14 protein-coding genes are annotated in these 20065 nt (G+C 40.6%); 9 read left to right on the plus strand and 5 right to left on the minus strand.

The features are described 5' to 3' along the window. Positions 1-107 precede the first annotated feature (107 nt). The 4 genes from EKM82_RS07650 to EKM82_RS07665 all read left to right on the plus strand — a co-directional run bounded on the left by EKM82_RS07650 (position 108) and on the right by EKM82_RS07665 (position 5617). Complete coding sequence (locus EKM82_RS07650; RefSeq protein ID WP_125767707.1) at positions 108-2141, plus strand: DHH family phosphoesterase; 2034 nt, start codon at positions 108-110, stop codon at positions 2139-2141. A 12-nt stretch (positions 2142-2153) separates the two neighbouring features. After that, complete coding sequence (gene rplI / locus EKM82_RS07655; protein ID WP_125767708.1) at positions 2154-2606, plus strand: 50S ribosomal protein L9; 453 nt, start codon at positions 2154-2156, stop codon at positions 2604-2606. Between the two features lie 145 nt (positions 2607-2751). Further along, positions 2752-4143: a replicative DNA helicase gene (gene dnaB, locus EKM82_RS07660; protein ID WP_125767709.1), complete on the plus strand. Its 1392-nt coding sequence runs from the start codon at positions 2752-2754 to the stop codon at positions 4141-4143. Between the two features lie 187 nt (positions 4144-4330). Continuing rightward, positions 4331-5617 carry an adenylosuccinate synthase gene (locus tag EKM82_RS07665; RefSeq protein WP_125767711.1) on the plus strand — a complete coding sequence of 429 codons (1287 nt, stop codon included), beginning with the start codon at positions 4331-4333 and terminating at the stop codon, positions 5615-5617. A gap of 101 nt (positions 5618-5718) precedes the next feature. On the opposite strand, the gene EKM82_RS11480 is transcribed toward EKM82_RS07665, so the two are convergent. After that, positions 5719-5880 (minus strand): hypothetical protein, encoded by a 162-nt coding sequence (locus EKM82_RS11480; protein WP_164508172.1) that lies wholly within the window; start codon positions 5878-5880, stop codon positions 5719-5721. 341 nt (positions 5881-6221) lie between these two features. Here EKM82_RS11480 and EKM82_RS07670 point away from each other — a divergent pair, with 341 nt between their 5' ends. Further along, positions 6222-7295 carry a M42 family metallopeptidase gene (locus EKM82_RS07670; RefSeq protein WP_125767713.1) on the plus strand — a complete coding sequence of 358 codons (1074 nt, stop codon included), beginning with the start codon at positions 6222-6224 and terminating at the stop codon, positions 7293-7295. An 86-nt stretch (positions 7296-7381) separates the two neighbouring features. On the opposite strand, the gene EKM82_RS07675 is transcribed toward EKM82_RS07670, so the two are convergent. After that, complete coding sequence (locus tag EKM82_RS07675; protein WP_125767715.1) at positions 7382-8830, minus strand: APC family permease; 1449 nt, start codon at positions 8828-8830, stop codon at positions 7382-7384. Between the two features lie 326 nt (positions 8831-9156). Then, positions 9157-11019, minus strand: a complete 1863-nt coding sequence (glpO, locus tag EKM82_RS07680; RefSeq protein ID WP_125767717.1) for a type 1 glycerol-3-phosphate oxidase — start codon at positions 11017-11019, stop codon at positions 9157-9159. 169 nt (positions 11020-11188) lie between these two features. Here glpO and EKM82_RS07685 point away from each other — a divergent pair, with 169 nt between their 5' ends. Then, entirely contained in the window at positions 11189-12244 is a 1056-nt protein-coding gene (locus EKM82_RS07685) for an oxidoreductase (RefSeq protein WP_125767719.1), read from the plus strand. On the opposite strand, the gene EKM82_RS07690 is transcribed toward EKM82_RS07685, so the two are convergent. Further along, positions 12241-13044 carry an AraC family transcriptional regulator gene (locus EKM82_RS07690; protein WP_164508173.1) on the minus strand — a complete coding sequence of 268 codons (804 nt, stop codon included), beginning with the start codon at positions 13042-13044 and terminating at the stop codon, positions 12241-12243. The genes EKM82_RS07685 and EKM82_RS07690 overlap by 4 nt on opposite strands. A 126-nt stretch (positions 13045-13170) precedes the next feature. Between EKM82_RS07690 and EKM82_RS07695 the strand changes: the two genes are divergently transcribed. Then, on the plus strand, positions 13171-15195 hold the full coding sequence (locus EKM82_RS07695) for a beta-galactosidase (protein WP_125767723.1): 2025 nt from the start codon (positions 13171-13173) through the stop codon (positions 15193-15195). Positions 15196-15239: 44 nt separating this feature from the next. Here the strand turns inward: EKM82_RS07695 and EKM82_RS11485 are convergent, their stop codons facing one another. Then, positions 15240-15410 (minus strand): hypothetical protein, encoded by a 171-nt coding sequence (locus tag EKM82_RS11485; protein WP_164508174.1) that lies wholly within the window; start codon positions 15408-15410, stop codon positions 15240-15242. 1180 nt (positions 15411-16590) lie between these two features. On the opposite strand from EKM82_RS11485, the gene EKM82_RS07700 reads away from it, so the two are divergent. Both EKM82_RS07700 and trhA read left to right on the plus strand, forming a co-directional pair. Then, complete coding sequence (locus tag EKM82_RS07700) at positions 16591-18246, plus strand: peptide ABC transporter substrate-binding protein (protein WP_125767725.1); 1656 nt, start codon at positions 16591-16593, stop codon at positions 18244-18246. A gap of 226 nt (positions 18247-18472) precedes the next feature. Continuing rightward, the gene (gene trhA / locus EKM82_RS07705) at positions 18473-19138 is read left to right on the plus strand and encodes a PAQR family membrane homeostasis protein TrhA (protein ID WP_125767727.1); all 666 of its coding nucleotides are present in this window, start codon (positions 18473-18475) and stop codon (positions 19136-19138) included. Positions 19139-20065 lie beyond the last annotated feature (927 nt).

Raw genomic sequence — 20065 nt, forward strand, 5'->3', positions numbered from 1 at the left:
TTCATCAGGTTCAAAGCCTTGCCAGATAGGAAGACTACAGAGAAAACTAATTTATGGTAGAATAGTTTTGAATGGATACTTAGCGAAACTAACAACGAAGGGGTATTATGAAGAAGTTTATTAATTTCTTAAAGGATAAATTTGCTTTACCGACCTTTTTCGCCGATTTGCAACTGCGGGTTATCGCGTTAACCGTTCTCGGTATAGCTATTGCTGCTAGTGTGATTGCTTTGATCATTGAGCCAATTTTTGGCCTTATTTTTCTGGTCGCAATCATTTTACTAGTCGGCGTTATTTTCTATGGGTTTGAAGTACTTTCTAAAAATACCAATCAGTATGTTTCTGACTTGTCCTATCGCATTAAACGGGGCGAACAAGAAGCGTTGATCCAAATGCCGATTGGGATTATGTTGTTTGATACTGATTATGAGATACAGTGGGTCAATCCGACTTTGCAGAAGTATCTTGGCGATCGCAGTGTTCTAGGCCGCAAGATCAAAGATGTAGATGCTGATTTGGCGACGTTAATTGAACAACATCAAGAAGATGATGTTTCACGAATTGTTGACTGGGGCGAGTATAAGTTTGAAATCACCCTACAAGCCAAAGTCGGGGCACTTTATTTATTAGATGTGACCCACTCAGCTAAAATCGAGCAACGATTTATTGATCAACAAATTGTTATCGGCCAAATTTTCGTTGATAATTATGATGAAATCACCCAAACAATGGACGATCAGGGCGTTTCTAATTTAAGTAATTACCTGACCAACCGCTTGAGTAATTGGGCTAGCCGTTATGAAATGTTCTTAAAACGAGTTGATGAGGATCATTTCTTTGTTTTAGCCTATGCCCAATCATTGGCTAAAGCCGAGAAAAACAAGTTTCAAATTTTGGATCGCATTCGTGAAGATACCTCGGCACAGAACTTTCCGATTACTCTCAGCGTCGGTTTTGCCTATGGTAGTGATAACTTAGCTGACTTAGCTGTTACTTCCCAGAACAACCTTGATTTGGCTTTAGGCCGTGGTGGTGATCAAGTTGTCGTCCGTGCTAAGGGCCAACAAGCACGTTTCTACGGTGGTAAAACGAATCCAATGGAGAAACGGACGCGTGTTAGAGCGCGAATGATCAGTCAGGCACTGCAAGGCTTATTTACCCAGGTTCAAGATATTTATGTCATGGGCCACAATCACCCAGATATGGATGCGATTGGGGCTTCATTGGGGATTCGCCGGATTGCGCAAATGAATAATGTGAAGTGTCATATTGTCCTTGATCAATCGTCAATTCATTCTGATGTTCAGCGATTAGTTGAGGAAATCAAACGTTATCCAGATTTAATTCAATGTGTGGTCACGCCAGAGCAGGCCTTGGCAGCGGCAACTGCAAAGAGTATGCTAATTATGGTTGATCATTCGAAGCCATCAATTTCGATCAGTCCTGAGTTATACCATAAATTAGAGCAACGGGTTGTCATCATTGACCACCATCGTCGTGGCGAGGAATTCCCTGAGAATCCAATGCTGACCTACATTGAACCGTATGCGTCCTCAACTTGTGAGTTGATTACTGAGATTTTTGAGTATCAACCAACTGATGCTGAGCCGTTGAATAAGATCGAAGCAACAGCGATGTTAGCTGGTATTTCAGTCGATACCCAATCGTTTGCCCAACGCACTGGGACCCGGACTTTTGATGCGGCTAGTTATTTACGTTCAGTCGGTGCTGACAATTCAATGGTGCAACGGTTATTGAAGGAAAATGCTGACGACTTCATTCAACGCAATCATTTGATTGACGGCATGGAAATGGTGCGGCCACGAATTGCTTTAGCTGCAGGTGAAGAAGATCAAGCTTATGACCCAGTTATTGCGGCACAAGCAGCTGATACGATTCTCAGGTTGGCCGGAATCGATGCGTCCTTTGTCATTAGTCGACGCGTTGATAACGTCATCGCCATTTCGGCTCGCAGTTTAGGTGACTTTAACGTTCAGATAATTATGGAAAAAATGGGTGGTGGCGGCCATTTATCTAACGCCGCGACTCAACTTAAGGACACCACGATTGAAGACGCTAAGAAGCAATTAATTACGATTCTGAACCAGCAAGATCAAACTGATCAGGATCAGCAATCATAGGAGGTTACAACAATGAAAGTTATCTTTTTGAAAGACGTACGTGGTAAAGGCAAGCGTGGCGATGTGAAGGAAGTTCCTGATGGCTATGCTCGTAACTTTTTAATTAAAAATGGTGCTGCCAAAGTTGCAACTAAAGAGGCCATTAGCCAATTACAAGGCCAACAAAAAGCTGAAGCAAAGCAATTAGCCAATGAAAAAGCTGAAGCCGTCGCCGTTAAAGAAAAGTTGGAAGCTGACGACACTGTTGTTCAATTGAAGTCAAAAGCTGGCGCTGATAGCCGTTTATTTGGTTCAGTACCAAGTAAACAAATCGTGGAAGCTTTAGCTAAACAATACGACATCACTATTGATAAACGTAAATTACAGTTAGCAGAGCCAATTAAGGCACTGGGCTACACTAATGTGCCTGCGAAGCTTTTTAATGGTGTTAATGCCACAATTCGTGTTCACATCACGGCTGAGTAGACTTACAATTGTCGTTAATGAATAAATTACGGCCGTCCATGAGGATTCAATTCCCCTTGGCGGTTTTTTTTACTATAATAGAATCAACGAGCTTAGATTTATTAAACAGGTTTTGGCGTTATAACGCTCGTAACGAGGAGCAGAAATGGATAATATAGCAAATCAATTACCACCAAATAGTGAAGAAGCCGAGCAGTCAGTCCTAGGGGCCGTTTTTTTGCAACCGGAATCTTTAATTGATGCCATGGAATATTTAACACCGGCTGATTTTTATCACCATGCCAACCAAATAGTTTTTCAAGCAATGATCAATTTAAATGATCAGAACTTGGCCATTGATGTCGTTACGATGCGTAATGAGTTGGAAAGCCATCATCAATTAGAGGATATTGGTGGCATTGGCTACTTAAGTGACTTGGCCATGGCCACACCAACCGCACGTAATATTAGCTATTACGCTAAAATTGTTGAAGAAAAATCCATGTTGCGTAACTTGATTGGTGCAGCCAACCATATTATCAAAGATAGTTATCAGCAAGATGATGACGCGGCAACGATTCTTGATGGTGCTGAGCGTGAAATCATGGATGTCGGCCAAAATCGTAATCGTAACGGCTTTAAGCAAATTAGTGATGTGTTAACGGAGTCGTTGGCCAATATTGATGCCTTAACGCAAAATGATAGCACGGTAACGGGTCTTTCAACGGGTTATGCAGACTTGGATAAAATCACAGCTGGCTTACATCCGGATGAGTTATTGATCTTAGCAGCGCGGCCTGGTGTTGGTAAGACAGCCTTTGCATTAAATATTGCCCAAAATATCGGAACGCGTAATGAAGATACTTCAATTGCTATCTTTAGCCTGGAAATGGGTGCTGAACAGTTAGTCAACCGGATGGTTTGTGCGGAAGGCAGTATTGATGCGGGCCATTTGCGAACAGGCCAGTTAAATGATGCTGAATGGCAACAATTAGTTGTCGCCATGGCCAGCCTGGCCAAAGCCAAAATTTATATTGATGATACGCCAGGTGTTAAGATGGCTGAAATTCGAGCCAAGTGTCGACGCCTGCAACAAGAACAGAAAAACTTAGGATTGATCGTAATCGATTATCTACAGCTGATTGAAGGTAGCGGTCAAGAAAACCGACAACAAGAAGTTTCAGCAATCTCGCGGCAATTAAAGAAATTAGCCAAAGAATTACATGTACCAGTTATTGCTTTATCACAACTTTCTCGTGGCGTTGAACAACGTCAGGATAAACGACCAGTTTTATCTGATATTCGTGAGTCAGGTTCAATTGAACAGGATGCGGATATTGTCGCTTTCTTATATCGTGATGATTACTATCGTGATGAAGGCGAAGATGGTGATGGCGATATTTCAGGTTCACCAGCTGTTAATGATGACGATGATCAAAATGTTGGTCCCGTAGAAGTGATCATTGAAAAGAACCGTTCCGGTGCGCGAGGAACCGTTAATCTGTTGTTTGTAAAATCATTTAATAAATTCTCGTCAGTTTCAACACGAGAACAATAGCTAATAAAAATAGTAGGATTATTTCCCGGGAAATAATCCTATTTTGCTATTATAAGATAAAATTATCAGAAATAGTTATGAAAGCGTTTAAAATGCGAACATTAGCAACTAAAAATTGATTAATATTAGCATTAATGATAAGATATGCTTTGGCGTCTGATTTAATCAAGAAAAGGGAGCTGTCGAAATGACTGGTGTGGTAGTAATTGGTACTCAATGGGGCGATGAAGGAAAAGGTAAGATTACCGATTTTCTTAGTCAGAAAGCAAATGCAATTGTGCGCTATCAAGGTGGCGACAATGCCGGGCATACCATTAAGAATGCGGGACATGTTTACAAACTGCGATTAATTCCATCTGGAATATTGTATTCAGATAAATTTAGTATTCTTGGTAATGGGGTAGTTGTTAATCCGGAATCATTAGTTGGCGAAATTGCTCATATCCATGAAGAGTCATTAAGTACTGATAAATTTGTCATTTCTAATCGGGCTCATTTAATTCTGCCATATCATATTGCCTTAGATAAGGCACAAGAAATTTATCGCGGTGCTAATAAGATTGGTACGACCAATCGTGGTATCGGCCCAGCATACATGGATAAAGCAAGTCGTTGCGGTATTCGCATGGCTGATTTGTTGGAACGCGATGTTTTCGCCGAAAAATTAGCCGAAAATCTTAAATTTAAGAATGAGTTATTAACAAAAGTGTATCATCAAGATCCATTATCTTTCGACGATATTTTTGAAAAGTTTTATCAATATGGACAACAATTAGCACCTTTTGTTCAGGATACATCAGTCTTAATTGATCAGACTGCTCAACAGGGTGGTAATATCCTCTTTGAAGGTGCTCAAGGCGTGATGCTTGACCTAGATCAAGGAACTTATCCTTATGTCACTTCATCTAACCCAGCCGGTGGTGTTTCAGTTGGTGCCGGGGTTGGCCCTTCGACAATTGATCATGTTGTTGGTGTTGCCAAAGCATATACTTCTCGCGTTGGTGATGGCCCTTTCCCAACTGAGCAGTTGAACGAAACCGGTGATTTTATTCGTGAAGCTGGTCATGAATATGGGGTGGTTACGAAACGTCCTCGTAGAATTGGCTGGTTTGACGCGGTAGTTATTCGTCATGCTCGTCGTGTTGCTGGGTTGACAGATTTATGCTTAAATTCGATTGATGTCTTAACTGGCTTGCCAACTGTTAAAATTTGCGTTGGTTATCAGTTAAATGGTGAAACAATTGATCGTTATCCAGCTAGTTTAAACGAATTGGCTAAATGCCAACCCGTTTATGAAGAATTACCAGGTTGGACAGAAGATATTACTGGAGCTAAGGCTTTAACTGACTTACCTGAAAATGCACAACATTATTTACAACGAGTTGCTGAACTGACCGGTGTGCCATTGGCTACTTTTGCAGTTGGCCCTGATCGTCATCAAACCGTTATTTTACACGATGTTTGGGCAAAATAATTGATTTTAATTAACATTAGCGCACCACATAAAAAAGCTGCCATCTTAATTTGATGGCAGCTTTTTTATGTAAGACGAATCATTAAGCTGAATCGAAATCGTTAATGCTTTTTTGTTGATGAAACTAACCCGTAAACTGCTTCCGCTAACATACCAAGACCCATTAAGTACATTGAGGCCATGCTTTGATGCACTAATAAAAGAATGACCACTAAAGCGTAAATAATGACTAGCAAGATATTTAACCATTTTGGATTACCCATTTAACTCATCTCCCAAAATGATTTTAGCACTTTTCTTCGAGAAATAAAAAAGAGAACACAAGCCTGTTTTCTAAACGCTGACGCGCCAGCAGACTTTGTTCTCAGGGTTTGGCACCCAAAAGTATTATATCATGTTTTCGAGAAAAGAAAAGTAAGCTTTCAAAATATGTGAGCCAGTAAATTGTTCCACGTGGAACATCTGGCTGTTAGCAAAATGACAGTTGCAATATTAATTGAATCAAAATCAATCGACTTATTTAAGACAAAACGGCGCTAATAGCTTATAATTAAGGCATTACCAGAATTGTTCCACATGAAACAATCGAATAGGAGATGGAAAAATGGAAAAGTCAGCAGCAATTGATTTGATCCAACGGTTGTCAAATGTTTATGGTATTTCGGCATTTGAAGATAAAGTTACCGAACTATTTAAAGAAGAGGTAGCTGGAACTGGGAAAATAACTGAAGATCATATGCGTAATGTCTTCGTCCAACAAAACAACAATACTGGTACTAAACCAGTGGTTGAATTAGACGCACATTCAGACGAAGTTGGTTTTATGATTCGTGCGATTAAGTCAAATGGTCAAATGATGTTTGTCCAAGTCGGTGGTTGGGCCATCGTTACAATTCCGGCACAAAAAGTAAAAGTTCAAAATCGTCACGGAAAGTGGATCTCTGGAATTGTTAGCAGCACACCACCACATTTTATGACACCAGAAGAACGAACTCGTTTGCCAAAGATGGACGAGCTCAGCATTGATGTTGGTGCTTCAAGTGCCCAAGAAATTGCCGACGTTTATCAAATTGAAATTGGGGCGCCAGTCGTACCAGATATTACTTGCGAATATAATGAGGATACTGAGTTATTCTTGGGTAAAGCCTTTGATAACCGGATCGGGACTGCCTTGTTGGCTTCAACCATGAAAGATTTAGGCAATGATCAGTTAGATGTTGATTTAGTTGCTGGCTTATCTTCTCAGGAAGAAGTAGGAGATCGTGGTGCCGAAGTAGTCGTTCGTAAAATCAAACCGGACTTGGCAATTGTTTTTGAAGGTGCACCAGCAGATGATACAGTGATGCCAGATTATTTGATTCAAGCTGGCTTGCGTAAAGGCCCAATGTTGCGCCACTTTGACTCAACAATTGTCACCAATCCACACTTCCAACAATTTGCGTTGGATATTGCTGCAGAAAATGATATTCCAGTGCAACGGTCAGTTCGAACGGGTGGTGGCCAAGACGGTGCCATTATTAATCGTTATAATGGTGCACCAACGATTGTGATCAGTGTGCCCGTACGATACGCGCATACACCATATTGTTTTATCGCTTACTCTGACTATGAAAATGCTTTGAATTTAGCTAAGTTAATTATTCGGCAATTAAACGCTGATGTAATTGCTAAATTTTAACTAAATCAAATTACTCATTAAAAAAAGGTCCTCAGCTAGTAAACAGCTGAGGACCTTTTTGATGACTTATTATTTAAAAGATAAGGCTAGTTTAATTCTTCGCCATTATGACGACGAGCAATAGCTGGTAAGATGAAGCCAATCCCAATCAAGACGATTGGTGTCAAAACATTAAGTGCTAATTGGAACCACCAAGCACTTGGGTTGCTGGCGTAAGTAATCTTAGGAACCATGCCGAGGATACAAGCAAAGGCGGTAAAGATGAAACACCAAGCACCAAAACCAAAACCAACTTTTGGATTCTTAACAAACATATAGTCTGAATGGAATTTATCAAGCTGTTTATTCAACATCATGAAGGCCCAGAATACCCACAGGTAACGAAGGGGCATCACGACTGAGTTAAGATTTAATAACCAGTTGTACAAATTATTAGTTCCGCTAATACCTAATGCCGGAATAATAATGATGATACTAACCAAGATACCAGTTAATTTGTAACCGTTAATTGGCACACCGCCATTTGTTTTTTGACGAAGGGCCCTTGGTACAAATTTAGGATCAGCATCGTCAAGCAAAATCCGCAATGGGGCGTCAATTGAAACTGCCAAAGCAGCAATTGATGCTAAAGCATTGGCAATGGCGTAAATCCAGAGTAACAAGTTACCAACATGATAGAAATTACCTAACCGTTGGAAAGCGATATAAGCACCGTTGGCCATTAAGTCATCGGGAATATTGTTGGCATCGAAGATCATCCCCATGGCGAAAGAACCAAGAATTGCTGAAACCGCTACCATGATGGCTAGAGCAATCATACCTTTAGGGAAGTTCTTAGCTGGATTCTTAGTCTTGTTAACGTAAGGCGAAATCTTTTCAGCACCACCGACGGCAAAGACTAACATCGAAATAGTAGTAAAATATTTGAAATCGAATTTAGGAATATAGTTACCAACGTGAGTCATGTTAGCAGTGGCAATTGTCGACCCAGTCATTGCTGGTGCTGACAAACCTAAGACGATAAAGAGAATTGACATGATAAACATTGACATACCGGCAATCGTACCGACCCGATTCAATGTTGCAATTCCTCGTGAAGCCATATATAGGAAGATTAAGAAAATAACCAAGCAAAGTGACTGAACAATAATTGATGGCGTGTTTTTAACAAAGTTCCCATTTGAACGGAACAACCAACTACCAGCAATTAGAATTGATTGTGGCTTCTGAGCCAAATAAGGAATGTGGACTACCCAGTAAGTCCAAGCGGCAAAGTAAGCTAAACGCCGAGTTGACACTTCCTTGATCCAGCTGGAGACACCACCTTCGGCATCTTTGAACGTGGCACCCATTTGTCCGACCATTAACGTGTATGGGACAAAATATAAAATCATGATTAAGATCCAAGAAACGACAACGACTAAACCTTCTTGGGCAAAGTTGTTAACAACGTTTCCTAAACCCCAAACACTAACGAAAGCAAGCAAGGCAATGTTATACCAAAATAGCTGCTTTGGTTTTTTTTCATCAGTCATGATTGACCCCCTTAAATTAGATAGCAAAAGTATACAAAAACCACTATAAACCAATTTTTTCAGTTAATCATGAGAGTTATCTGAGATTGTTGCCGCTTTTTTGAAAATCGAATAATGACTATCAAATCAGTAATGCCGTTGTTATTGAACAAATTTAAATGAGAAATAGGTCCTAAATTTAATTTTGTGCTAATAAAAAAAGCTCAACAAAATTCTTTTGCGAGCTTTTAGGAGTGAATTAACTGGATATAGCCAGTCTTCTCGATTAATAACAAACTTTAATGTATGTTCATTTTATCAAAATTTCGACACAAAAAACTAATCGGTTAGTGAAGACTTTGCAAATTAACGCTGTGACTTTGGCCCGCCTTTAAATAATCAAGCTGACTTTGTTGAAATACCTGTTTTAAATGGCTGCTTTGCTGTTTGATTTCATCAGGAGACCAATTAAAGTGAGCGGCCATTGCCTCAATAACGGGTTGCGCTACTTTGGTAAAACTTTCCGCTTCAAAAAGTAGGTGGTTGGTGCGACGGAGCAAGTAATCAACTGGGGTGAGAACCATCTCTTCTTTTAAACAGTAGTTGAGAATTAAGGTTTCACTTAACGATAGACCTGCTGCTGGCTTAGTCGTTCGAATACCGGTAAAGATTTGTAGGGCGTTAGAACCGAAGAGATTAGCGATTTTCTGGGCTTCCATTTGTGACAAGCCTAGTGCCTCACCTTGACTACTGATCATTTGTAGCTCCTGGGGAACTGTGTCAGGATTAATGTCACCACCGGAAACTTGTAAATGCTTGGAATCAACAGGTAAATAAATCAGCTGATATTTTTCCTTCATTAACTTCGTTAGTAGTTGAATGGCACCAGCAGCCATACGCCGATAATCAGTAATTTTACCACCGGATAAAACAATCAAACCGTCTTCCTTAACGTTTAAAGAACTACCACGGGAAACTTGTGATGGTTTGAGAATCTTTTCGGATAAGTCCTGTTCGCTGGCCAGAATGGCTTCAGCAATTTCATTTCGTGAAGCACGGCCTTGGCTGTAGTTATTGACGATACCAATAACGCGGTCGATACTTTGGTCAGTAATATGAGAACCACCACCACCGTTGTAATCAGAGCTGGAGTTGGACGCGATCAAGGGCCGAATCCCAACCCAACTGGCTTCAATATCACTTAATTTAATGTTGGCGTCGGGGAAACGCTGATTGATCGTTGACAATAAATAGTCCACATCTTGCTGTTCAATTTGTGGGTGCACAAGGTCACCGTGATAATCAGTATCAGTGGTCCCAAAGTATGTTTTATCAAATCGGGGAATAATGAAAATCATTCGTTCATCATGATGCAGGCTATCGACGTATAAAGGTTGGGGTACCGGTAATTTATGCCAATCAACGACCAAATGAATCCCCTTAGTTGGCCGCATTTGCTTTAAGAAGGGGAGTTTATCATCAATCAAATCAATTTGATCGACCCAGGGACCAGCCGCATTAAGCACAAACTTTGCTTTAATATGGAAGTGATTGTCGGCTAAAGTATCTTGTACATCAGCACCGTTAATTGTCCCATTTTGGTCGTGCGTAAAGGCCGTTGCTTTCACATGACTGGCAATTACAGCACCAAAGGCTGCCGATTTTTTAATGTTTTCGATGACTAAACGAGCATCGTTATTGGTGAAGTCCAAATAAGAACCGCCACCTAAAAGATTATCCGGATTGATCTCGGGTACTTGCGCTAAAACTTCATCTTTGGTCAAAGTGAAACTGGTCAAGTTCGGATTACTAATGCCGGCTAAACGATCGTACAATCCCATGGCCACCTTCACTGAGAACATATCATAAGTGGCATCGGGTTCGCGATAAATCGGTAGTAACATCCGAATCGGTTGGGGAATATGGGGGGCAATGCGTTGGACATTTTGACGCTCACGAACAGTATCGGCAACGACACCAACGTCAAAGTTTTTCAAGTAACGAATACCACCGTGAACCATTTTAGTTGAGCGTGAAGAAGTCCCTTCAGCGAAATCTTGCATGTCAATTAGCGCGGTTTTAAAACCAGAAGCCGCAGCTTGAATCGCTACACCGGCGCCAGTAATCCCACCACCAATAATTAAAATGTCAAAATCTTCGTTGGCCAAGCGAACTAGGTTGTCTTGACGAGTTTTTGCTGAAAAGGTCATTAACTTTCCCCCCGAGGAATGTTGATTATTAATTTAAGTTTAGAGCAGCTAAAAAAAATTGCAAGCAATCTTTTTTAGAATAGCCTGACATAATTAGGCTAATGGCTGTTATTTTTAGTTAAAGCAAGTACAATTAAAGTAATAAATCTTTTGATGAGGTGAGTGAACGATGACAGTTACAATGGCTATTGTTGGGTTTGGAAAGAGCGCCAACCGTTATCATCTACCATACTTGAAACAACGGACTAATTTAAAAGTAAAAACGATTTATGATCACGGATTTCGCCATTATCCGGCCGAACAAGCAGCATATCAGCAAGCGGGTGTTCATTTAACAACGGATTTTGCTGAGTTATTGGCGGACCCAGAAATTGAATTAGTGACGATCACTACACCAGCAGCAACGCATTATGATTTGGCTAAACAATTACTACTTAATGGTAAGAATGTTTTAGTTGAGAAGCCATTTTGCGAAACGACTGCCGAGGCGGAAGAATTATTAACTTTAGCTAAAGAAAAGCATTTAATTGCCATGCCATTCCAAAATCGTCGCTTTGATAGTGACTATTTGGCTTTAGCACACGTGTTACAAGTCGGTTATTTAGGCCAACCACTAGAAATTGAATCTCATTTAGATCATTATCGCCGGCAAACAACGAACCAAGATGGTGATCCGATTAATGGTCAATTTTATGGCTTAGGTATTCACACGATTGATCAAATGGTTGCTTTATTTGGTCAGCCAAAACAAGTTTATTACGATATTCGCCCGCAACAGAATCAAGGTAACTTAGATGATTATTATGAGGTCGACCTGTTCTATGAGGGCTTTAAGGCCAAGGTGAAGTCGAGTAATTTAGTAGCTACGCCTTATCCGAAGTTTATTTTACATGGCACCATGGGTAGTTTTATCAAATACGGTATTGACCAGCAGGAGAATGATCTCAAGGCTCAAATTATGCCTGGGGCTGCTAATTTTGGTCAGGATGCGCCAAGTGCTTACGGCCATCTGCATTACCAAAATAGTAATGGGGATTGGATCGATAAGGACCTGCCCACTCCTCAAGGTGATTATGGCCGTGTTTATGATGCGATGGTGGCGACCTTAACGGCTAACCAGCCTAAATTAGTTAGCGATGACGAATTGCTGACCGATCTACGAATTTTAGAGGCGGGCATTCAAGTGGCTGGCCCACACGTAACTGATTTTACTAGTCGTGGTTAATGTAACTGGCGGAATTGCCGTGGGGTTAATTGAGTTTGTCGATGGAATTGCGCAATAAAATAGCTACTGCTACTAAAACCGGTTTGAATCGCCACTTGTTCAATACTTAGTTCTGGCTGGCTAATGAGGAGTACTTGGGCCTTACGTAGCCGTAAGTCAGTTAAATATTGTAGTGGTGTCGCGTGATAACGTTGTTTAAACTGACGGTTCAAATGTTGCGTTGTAAATCCAGACTGAGTTGCTAGTTGCTGATTGGTGACCGGTTGTTGGTAGCTAGCATCGAGAAACTGTTTTACTTTAGCTAGAATCGGTAAATTATGTTGGCGCGAATTGAGTAAGCCATTTTCTTGCCGGGCTTGATTTAACAACAGAATAAAGCGATAAATAAAAACAGAGAGTTCATTGGGATCAGACGTCAAAGTGACGGCTGATCCATTTTTTTCGATAAATTGTTGCAAGGCTAAATTGTACTTGTTAAATAATTGATAGTTTAATTGCTGACTATCTAACAAATCGCTGGCATTACGACCACCAAAAGTGAGGTATTCGGTGCGCCACTGATTGGGTTTCACACTTCGGTATTGATGGGGAACATGGGGACTGATTAAGATACCAGCGCCACGGTTTAGAATAATCGACTGATCATTGATCGTGACTACGCCTTGACCAGAAGTTGTTTGCAGCCAATGGTAGTAGCGATAACCTGTTGGTCGTTGCACATCCTCTTGCTGCCAATCGGCGCCGATACTCTCCAGGAATAAAGGCAAATGGTTATTAATCTGAGTAAAAACGACTCGCAAAATCAACACCTCAATGAAAAAGTTCAAATAGTGATACTTTCTCTTCAAATCATACGACAAAAAAGCGCTTTTGTCAGTTAAACTGAAATTATTAAAACGTTATCACTTAATTATGGAGGTTAAATAATGACAACGAAACAATTTAAGCGCATTTTGTTCGGTGGCGATTATAATCCTGAACAATGGCCTAAAGAAGTTTGGTATAAGGATATGCAACTGTTGACGAAAGCCGACATTAACGAAGCAACGATCAACGTTTTTTCATGGGCACAAATTCAGCCTTCAGAAGAACGTTATGATTTCTCAATGCTTGACGATATTATCAACCTATTAACAGAGAATCATTTTCAAATTGTCTTAGCTACTTCAACTGCTGCTTTGCCAGCTTGGATGGCTAATCGTTATCCTGATGTAACGCGGACTGATTTTGCAGGCCGTCATCACCGTTTTGGTGGTCGGCATAATGCTTGCCCAAATAGCCCAACTTTCCGCTTCTTCAGCCAGAAATTAGCTGGTGAATTGGCGAAACATTATGGTCACTTGGATAATGTGGTTTGTTGGCATATTTCCAACGAATATGGCGGCCAATGCTACTGTGACAACTGTGCTGCAGCTTTCCGGGTTTGGTTAAAACAACATTACGAAAATCTCGATGCTGTTAATCAGGCTTGGAATACTCACTTCTGGGGTCATACTTTCTATGAATGGGAAGAAATTTTCCCACCTAATGATTTAGGCGATGCCATTGGTGAAGATAATTCAACAATTGCTGGTTTATCCATTGATTATCGACGCTTCATGTCTGATAGTATTTTGCGGAACTTCACTGACGAACGTGATGCCATTCGTAAATTTGACACTGATACACCAATTACGACTAATTTGATGGGAACTTTCAAGGACTTAGACTATTTCAAGTGGGCTAAGGAAATGGATTTGGTTTCTTGGGATAACTATCCTTCATACAATACACCTTATAGTTTTACCGCGATGTCTCATGATTTAATGCGTGGGGTTAAAGGTGGCGCGCCATTTATGTTAATGGAACAAACACCATCACAACAAAATTGGCAACCATATAATTCTTTGAAACGCCCTGGTCAAATGCGCTCAATGAGCTATCAAGCAATGGCTCATGGTGCTGACACGATTCAATTCTTCCAGTTGCGGCAATCTCGTGGTGCCACTGAGAAATTCCATGGTGCTGTCATTAGCCACGCTGACACCGATAATACCCGTGTCTTCAAAGAAACAGCTGCTTTAGGTCATGAATTAAATGGTTTAGGCACTGAAATTCTTGGTGCGCGGACACCAGCTAAAGTTGCAATCATGTTTGATTGGGATAACTACTGGGCTTTAGAATATGCCAGTGGTCCTAATGTTCAATTAAAATATGTCGATCAAATTCATCAGTACTATGCTGCTTTTTATCGGCAAAATGTGGCCGTTGACCTGATCCCAACTGATTTATCAGCTAAAGAGTTAGCTAAATATGATTTGGTTGTGGCCCCAGTGTTATACATGGTTAAAGATGGTGTGGCTGACAACTTAAAGAGCTATGTTAAAAATGGTGGTCATTTCTTAACGACGTTCATGAGTGGTTTGGTTGACCGTAACGATAACGTCTTTATTGGCGGCTACCCTGGTCCATTACGTGAATTACTTGGTATCTGGGTCGAAGAATTTGATGCTTTACCACCAGAAAAGCACTATCAAGTCACATTCAATGATCAAGCAGACTTCTCGTGCGATATGCTTTGCGATATCATGCATCTTGAAGGCGCTAAAGCTTTGGCTAATTATAGTAAGGGTGAATTCTATCAAGACACACCTGCAGTCACAGAGAACGAATTTGGCCAGGGGCAAGCCTTCTATGTTGGCACTCAATTAGCTGCGAAGGGCTTGGATTACTTAGTTGGTCAATTGATTGATCAATTCGGCTGGGAACACTATGCAACTAGCGAGGCTGTAGAAATTACGCGTCGTGATCAAGCAGATGCCAGCTACTACTTCATCATTAATAATGGTGGCAAATCTGAACAAGTTAGCTGGTCAAAAGCTGGTCAAGATCTGTTAAGCAAGCAAGCCGTTGCTGCAGGTACATTGGATCTAGACCCTTATGCAGTTAAGTTGATTAAGGTTGCTAAGTAGGTTTGTTTCAGTTCAATAAGAAGTGTACGTAAGTTTGAAGAGTGCTAATGGAGATGCCGAAACAAAATAGCGTCTGACTCCATTCCGGGCTTGCTGGTTGTGGAACGCTGCCGACACTGATTGAAGCCTTTGCCTTGCAAAGTCTCCAATACAGGTCTTATCGTAAGTGCTAAAGCACTAACGATAATTTGGCGGCTGACAACCACGCCCTCCATTCCGTCTGGAGTTGAGTTGGTTCACTTCACAGTTATTAACGCTTAAGACAATGCTATTGGAATTCATTAACTCAATTCAATCAGTAATAATAGTTGAACAGCAAAAGAACAGGTGTGACTCCTCTATTAATCAAATAGAGATTGTCACACCGTTTTTGTATTACCACAATCTGATTTGGCCAAGTAGCGCCGCTTAATTCTGCAAGTTTAACTCAGGCAGGGGCCCAGCGATTGGCGTCAATGGTGAAATTATTCTTACCGTCTTTAGCGGTTAGAATAAGGCTTGTATCTGAGATTGTTGCGTAGCAATAAGCTCAGATCAACGCCCACCATGTTCCACGCCCTCTAAATCGCTGGGCCCCTGCCGTTCCCAACTAGAAAGCGCTTTAAGTCACCATCATTCACCGTTATAACGGTGCTATAAAAAAGTCACTCCATGAGGGGGTGGAGTGACGAAAGACTGAATTACCGCACGGTTGCCTGCTAGAGGTAGATTTTATTGAATAGATGGTAGGAAGGGGGAATCAAAAAGAAAACAATGGCGTCTTTGATTTGATAAATGCCCTAGTCTATTTAAAAATCGCGGTAAATCATCATTATAAGTAAAACAATTAATAATGAGCTCAGATTAACCTTTGGGTAGACAGTGCTTGCCCGATAAATTCACAACCCAGAAAATGAATTCGCTTACTAAAAATTCATCTAATCTTGATAACTCAATCATAACAGGTTTTAAGAATGAAATGGTGGGTTTTTGAAATATTGTGTATTGTAAATCAAGATAATTTATTTTTAATGATTTAAAAGCTGAGTTGGCAACAATTTTTTGTTACTTTTATTTACAATTATTTTCAAAAAAGGGGCGATGGTTTTGTGTTGACAGACTTACTTTTAAAAAGTATCATAAAAATATGAAATCGTTTCACAATTCTTCTAGGAGGTTGATCGGCCATGTCCACACAAACAGCAGAAAAATTGAATGTGTGTTGCCACTGTTGTCTAATGGATAACAGTCTAGTTCCGTGTGCCTCAAAGCCTACCTCTATTGTCGATTTACGATGTTAGTACTAGTGAAGATTAGTATTGAATAAAGTTGATCAGTATTGTAGTAATTGCGGCTAGCCACGGATGCTTTATATTCGCGACTAGCTTTTTTTAGATTATGGGAGGATTAATTAAGATGAGAAACAAACGTTTAATTATTAGTGGGTTATTAGTAGCGGCGTTGGCAATTGGGTTAGCCGCTTGCGGTAATAAAAAGGCGGCCTCAAGTACGGGCAAATCAGCGCAAGTTTTGAATTTGCCGGCAGCGGCGCAGCTGAATACAATCGATATTGCAACCTCGACTGGTTATGGCCAGACCGGTAATGTCTTTGAAAGCTTCTATCGCTTAGGCGAGAATGGCAAAGTGACCCCAGGATTAGCCAAGGCTGTTAAAACTAGTGCCGATGGACTGACGTATACTTTTACGTTACGCGACGCTAAATGGAGCAACGGTGATGCCATTACCGCTCAAGATTTCGTTTATTCCTGGCGGCGGACCATCACCCCAAGTACCAAGTCTGAATATGCGTATTTATTCGATGGCATTAAAAATGCCGATGCAATTAATCAAGGTAAAATGAACCCTGATCAAATTGGGATTGCGGCGCCTGATGCGAAAACTGTTGTGATTACTTTGGAAAAGCCGATTCCTTATTTCAAAGTGTTAATGGCCTATCCATTATTCGGACCACAGAATCAGAAAGTCATTGAAAAATATGGGAAGAAATATGCCACTAATTCCAAATATATGGTGTACAGTGGTCCCTTCAAGATTACCGGCTGGAAAGGCACCAACAATACCTGGCAATTTGTTAAGAATGACCAGTATTGGGACGCCGATAAGGTTAAGTTGGATAAAATTAGTTATACCGTCGTTAGTAACGCCCAAACTAGTTTAGATCTTTATCAGAATGGTAAATTAGATTTAAGTCAGCTATCCCAGGAACAAGTGCCAACTTATCAAGATGACAAAGAGTACACTCAATATCCATATTCCTATGTTAGCTATTTGAGTTATAACTTCGCTTCGAAAGATGAGACGAAGAAAAAGATTTTAACTAACCAAAATGTTCGATTAGCAATCTCCTTGGCCTTGGATCGGGCGCAATTGACCAAGAAGGTTTTAGGTAGTGGCTCACTAGTGCCAACTGGTTTCGTATCAACTGATTTGGCGAAGAATCCTACGACTGGCGAGGATTTCTCAAAGGCTCAGAAAACCGCTAATACAATGGACTATAATTTGAAATTAGCCAAGTCGAAGTGGGCAGCAGCTCAAAGTGAAACTGGCGTGAAGAAAGTAGCTCTAACTTTATTGGCTGGAAATGATAACGGTGATGATCCATCAACTAATATTGTGGTGCAATATTTGAAGGGCCAGTTGGAGAAGGAATTAACTGGTTTGACAGTTAAAATCAGAACTGTGCCAACAACGGTCGCTTCAACAGAACGCCGTGATGGTAATTTCGACATTGCCTTAGCTGGTTGGGGTGCTGACTTTAATGATCCGATTTCCTTCTTACAAATTCCTGAAACTGGCACTTCATATAACTATGGTCAATACAGCAATAAAGAATATGATACGTTAGTTGAGAAAGCTTCTACAGCAGACGCCAACAATGAAAAGCAACGTTGGCAAGATTTGGTTGCTGCTAGCCAGTTGCTCTCCAAAGATCAGGGCGTAACGCCGTTATATCAGAGCGTATACTCATACATGCAAAATAAGAAAGTTAAGGGGATTATTCATAACACCGCTGGTACACAGTGGAACTATAAATATGCCTATATTAAATAACGAGTTGCTTTAAACATAAAAGCCATTATGGTGCTTTACGCTTACGAGTATAAAATCACCATAATGGCTTTTTTATTAATTTCGGTGATTGCTAGCGGTGGTGAGTGAAGTGGCCGCTATCTATAAGACAGTAGTACTTAAAAAACAAGAAAAATTTATCATCTAGTTTTAAAAACTAGATGATGTGTTATAATTATCTCCGTAAGAACTTTTGGAGATGATGATAATGACAGTTAAGGCACTTTTCAATAAACCAGAACACGATACCCACAGTTATGAAGTCCGCAATGAAGTTTTTTCAGCAATTACGCACGGCGTTGGCTTCGGTTTGTCAGTCGCTGGTTTAATCTTATTAATTATTCGCGCCGTATCTTTGCATAGTCCCGTCAGAATCGTGACGTTTACAATCTACGGTAGTTGTTTGATTTTACTTTACTTATTTTCGACACTGTACCATAGCTTGATTTTTACTAAGGCGCGGCACGTTTTTCAAATTTTTGATCACAGTTCAATTTTTATTTTGATTGCGGGGACCTACACACCATACACCTTAGTAGCTTTAGGCGGCTGGCAAGGTTGGACGATGTTTGGCATTATTTGGGGATTGGCTTTATTGGGCATTCTCTACAAGGTTTTTGTTGTTGGCAAACATCCGATTTTTGAGACCTTACTTTATATTTTAATGGGTTGGATCGTCGTGCTAGCGTCACGGCCGTTGGCGGCAAGCATTGGTCAAACAGGATTGTGGTTGTTGATCGCTGGTGGCATTGCCTATACTTTCGGCGCCTTGCTCTACAGTATGCGCGGTATTAAATACATTCATGTTATTTGGCACGTGTTTGTTATGTTAGGATCGTTTTTGATGTTTTTATCTGTTTATTTGTATGTTTAAACTAGTGATTAAGTCGATTTGTAATTGAGAGCGGCAGGGAACCAGCGATTTGAATCAATTAGTTCAGGAGAATAAATTGGTGGTAAGTTTTCCCCAATAAAAGAGGTGGTGACGGCGCAATTTGAGGGGCGTGGAACGCCATGGGCATTGATTTAAGCTTTTGTTACACAAAATCTTAAATACAAGCCTTGTTCTAACCGCTAAAGCGGCAAGAATAATTTCATAGCTGACGCCAATTGCGCCGTCACCACCTGAGTAAACTAACAAAACTGATCACCACTATTTGGCTGAACCAGATTGTGATGATACAAAAGCGGTGTGACAATTTCTATGAAGAATAGGAATTGCCACACCGCTTTTTTGTGCGACTTAACTATGATTACTGATTGAAATGAGTTTCTGAATCTCGCTATCATTGCCTTAAACACTGACAAATGTGAAGTGAGCTAATTCAACTCCAGACGGAATGGAGGGCGTGGTTGTCAGCCGCGAAATTATTGTTAGAGTGTGATGAGCAGCGGGCTTTCGGCGTAGAGTAACTGTAAATAATTGATTGAGCTGGTGCAACCAGATCGAGCAATTATTTCAGTTAATCATAGCCGTTTGCTGCTTTGAACACGTTTAGTGCTTTAGCACTTACGATAAGACCTGTATTGGAGACTTTGCAAAGCAAAGGCTTCAATCAGTGTCGGCAGCGTTCCACAACCAGCAAGCCCGAAATGGAGTCAAACTCAATTCTGTCTCAATACAATCATCAGGTTTTAAAGGTTTTGAGCTTAGGTCTGTGATCATCTCAAATCAATCCCAACCACGTTCCACGCCAAGCAGCTTGCAATACAGTCAGACACTATTCGTGTAACATCAGTTGGGACAGTTCAATTAGCAGAAACAGATCGAAAAATCCCGTTAGCATTCAAAATGCCAACG

The sequence above is a fragment of the Lapidilactobacillus wuchangensis genome, from assembly GCF_003946645.1.
Classification (GTDB): domain Bacteria; phylum Bacillota; class Bacilli; order Lactobacillales; family Lactobacillaceae; genus Lapidilactobacillus; species Lapidilactobacillus wuchangensis.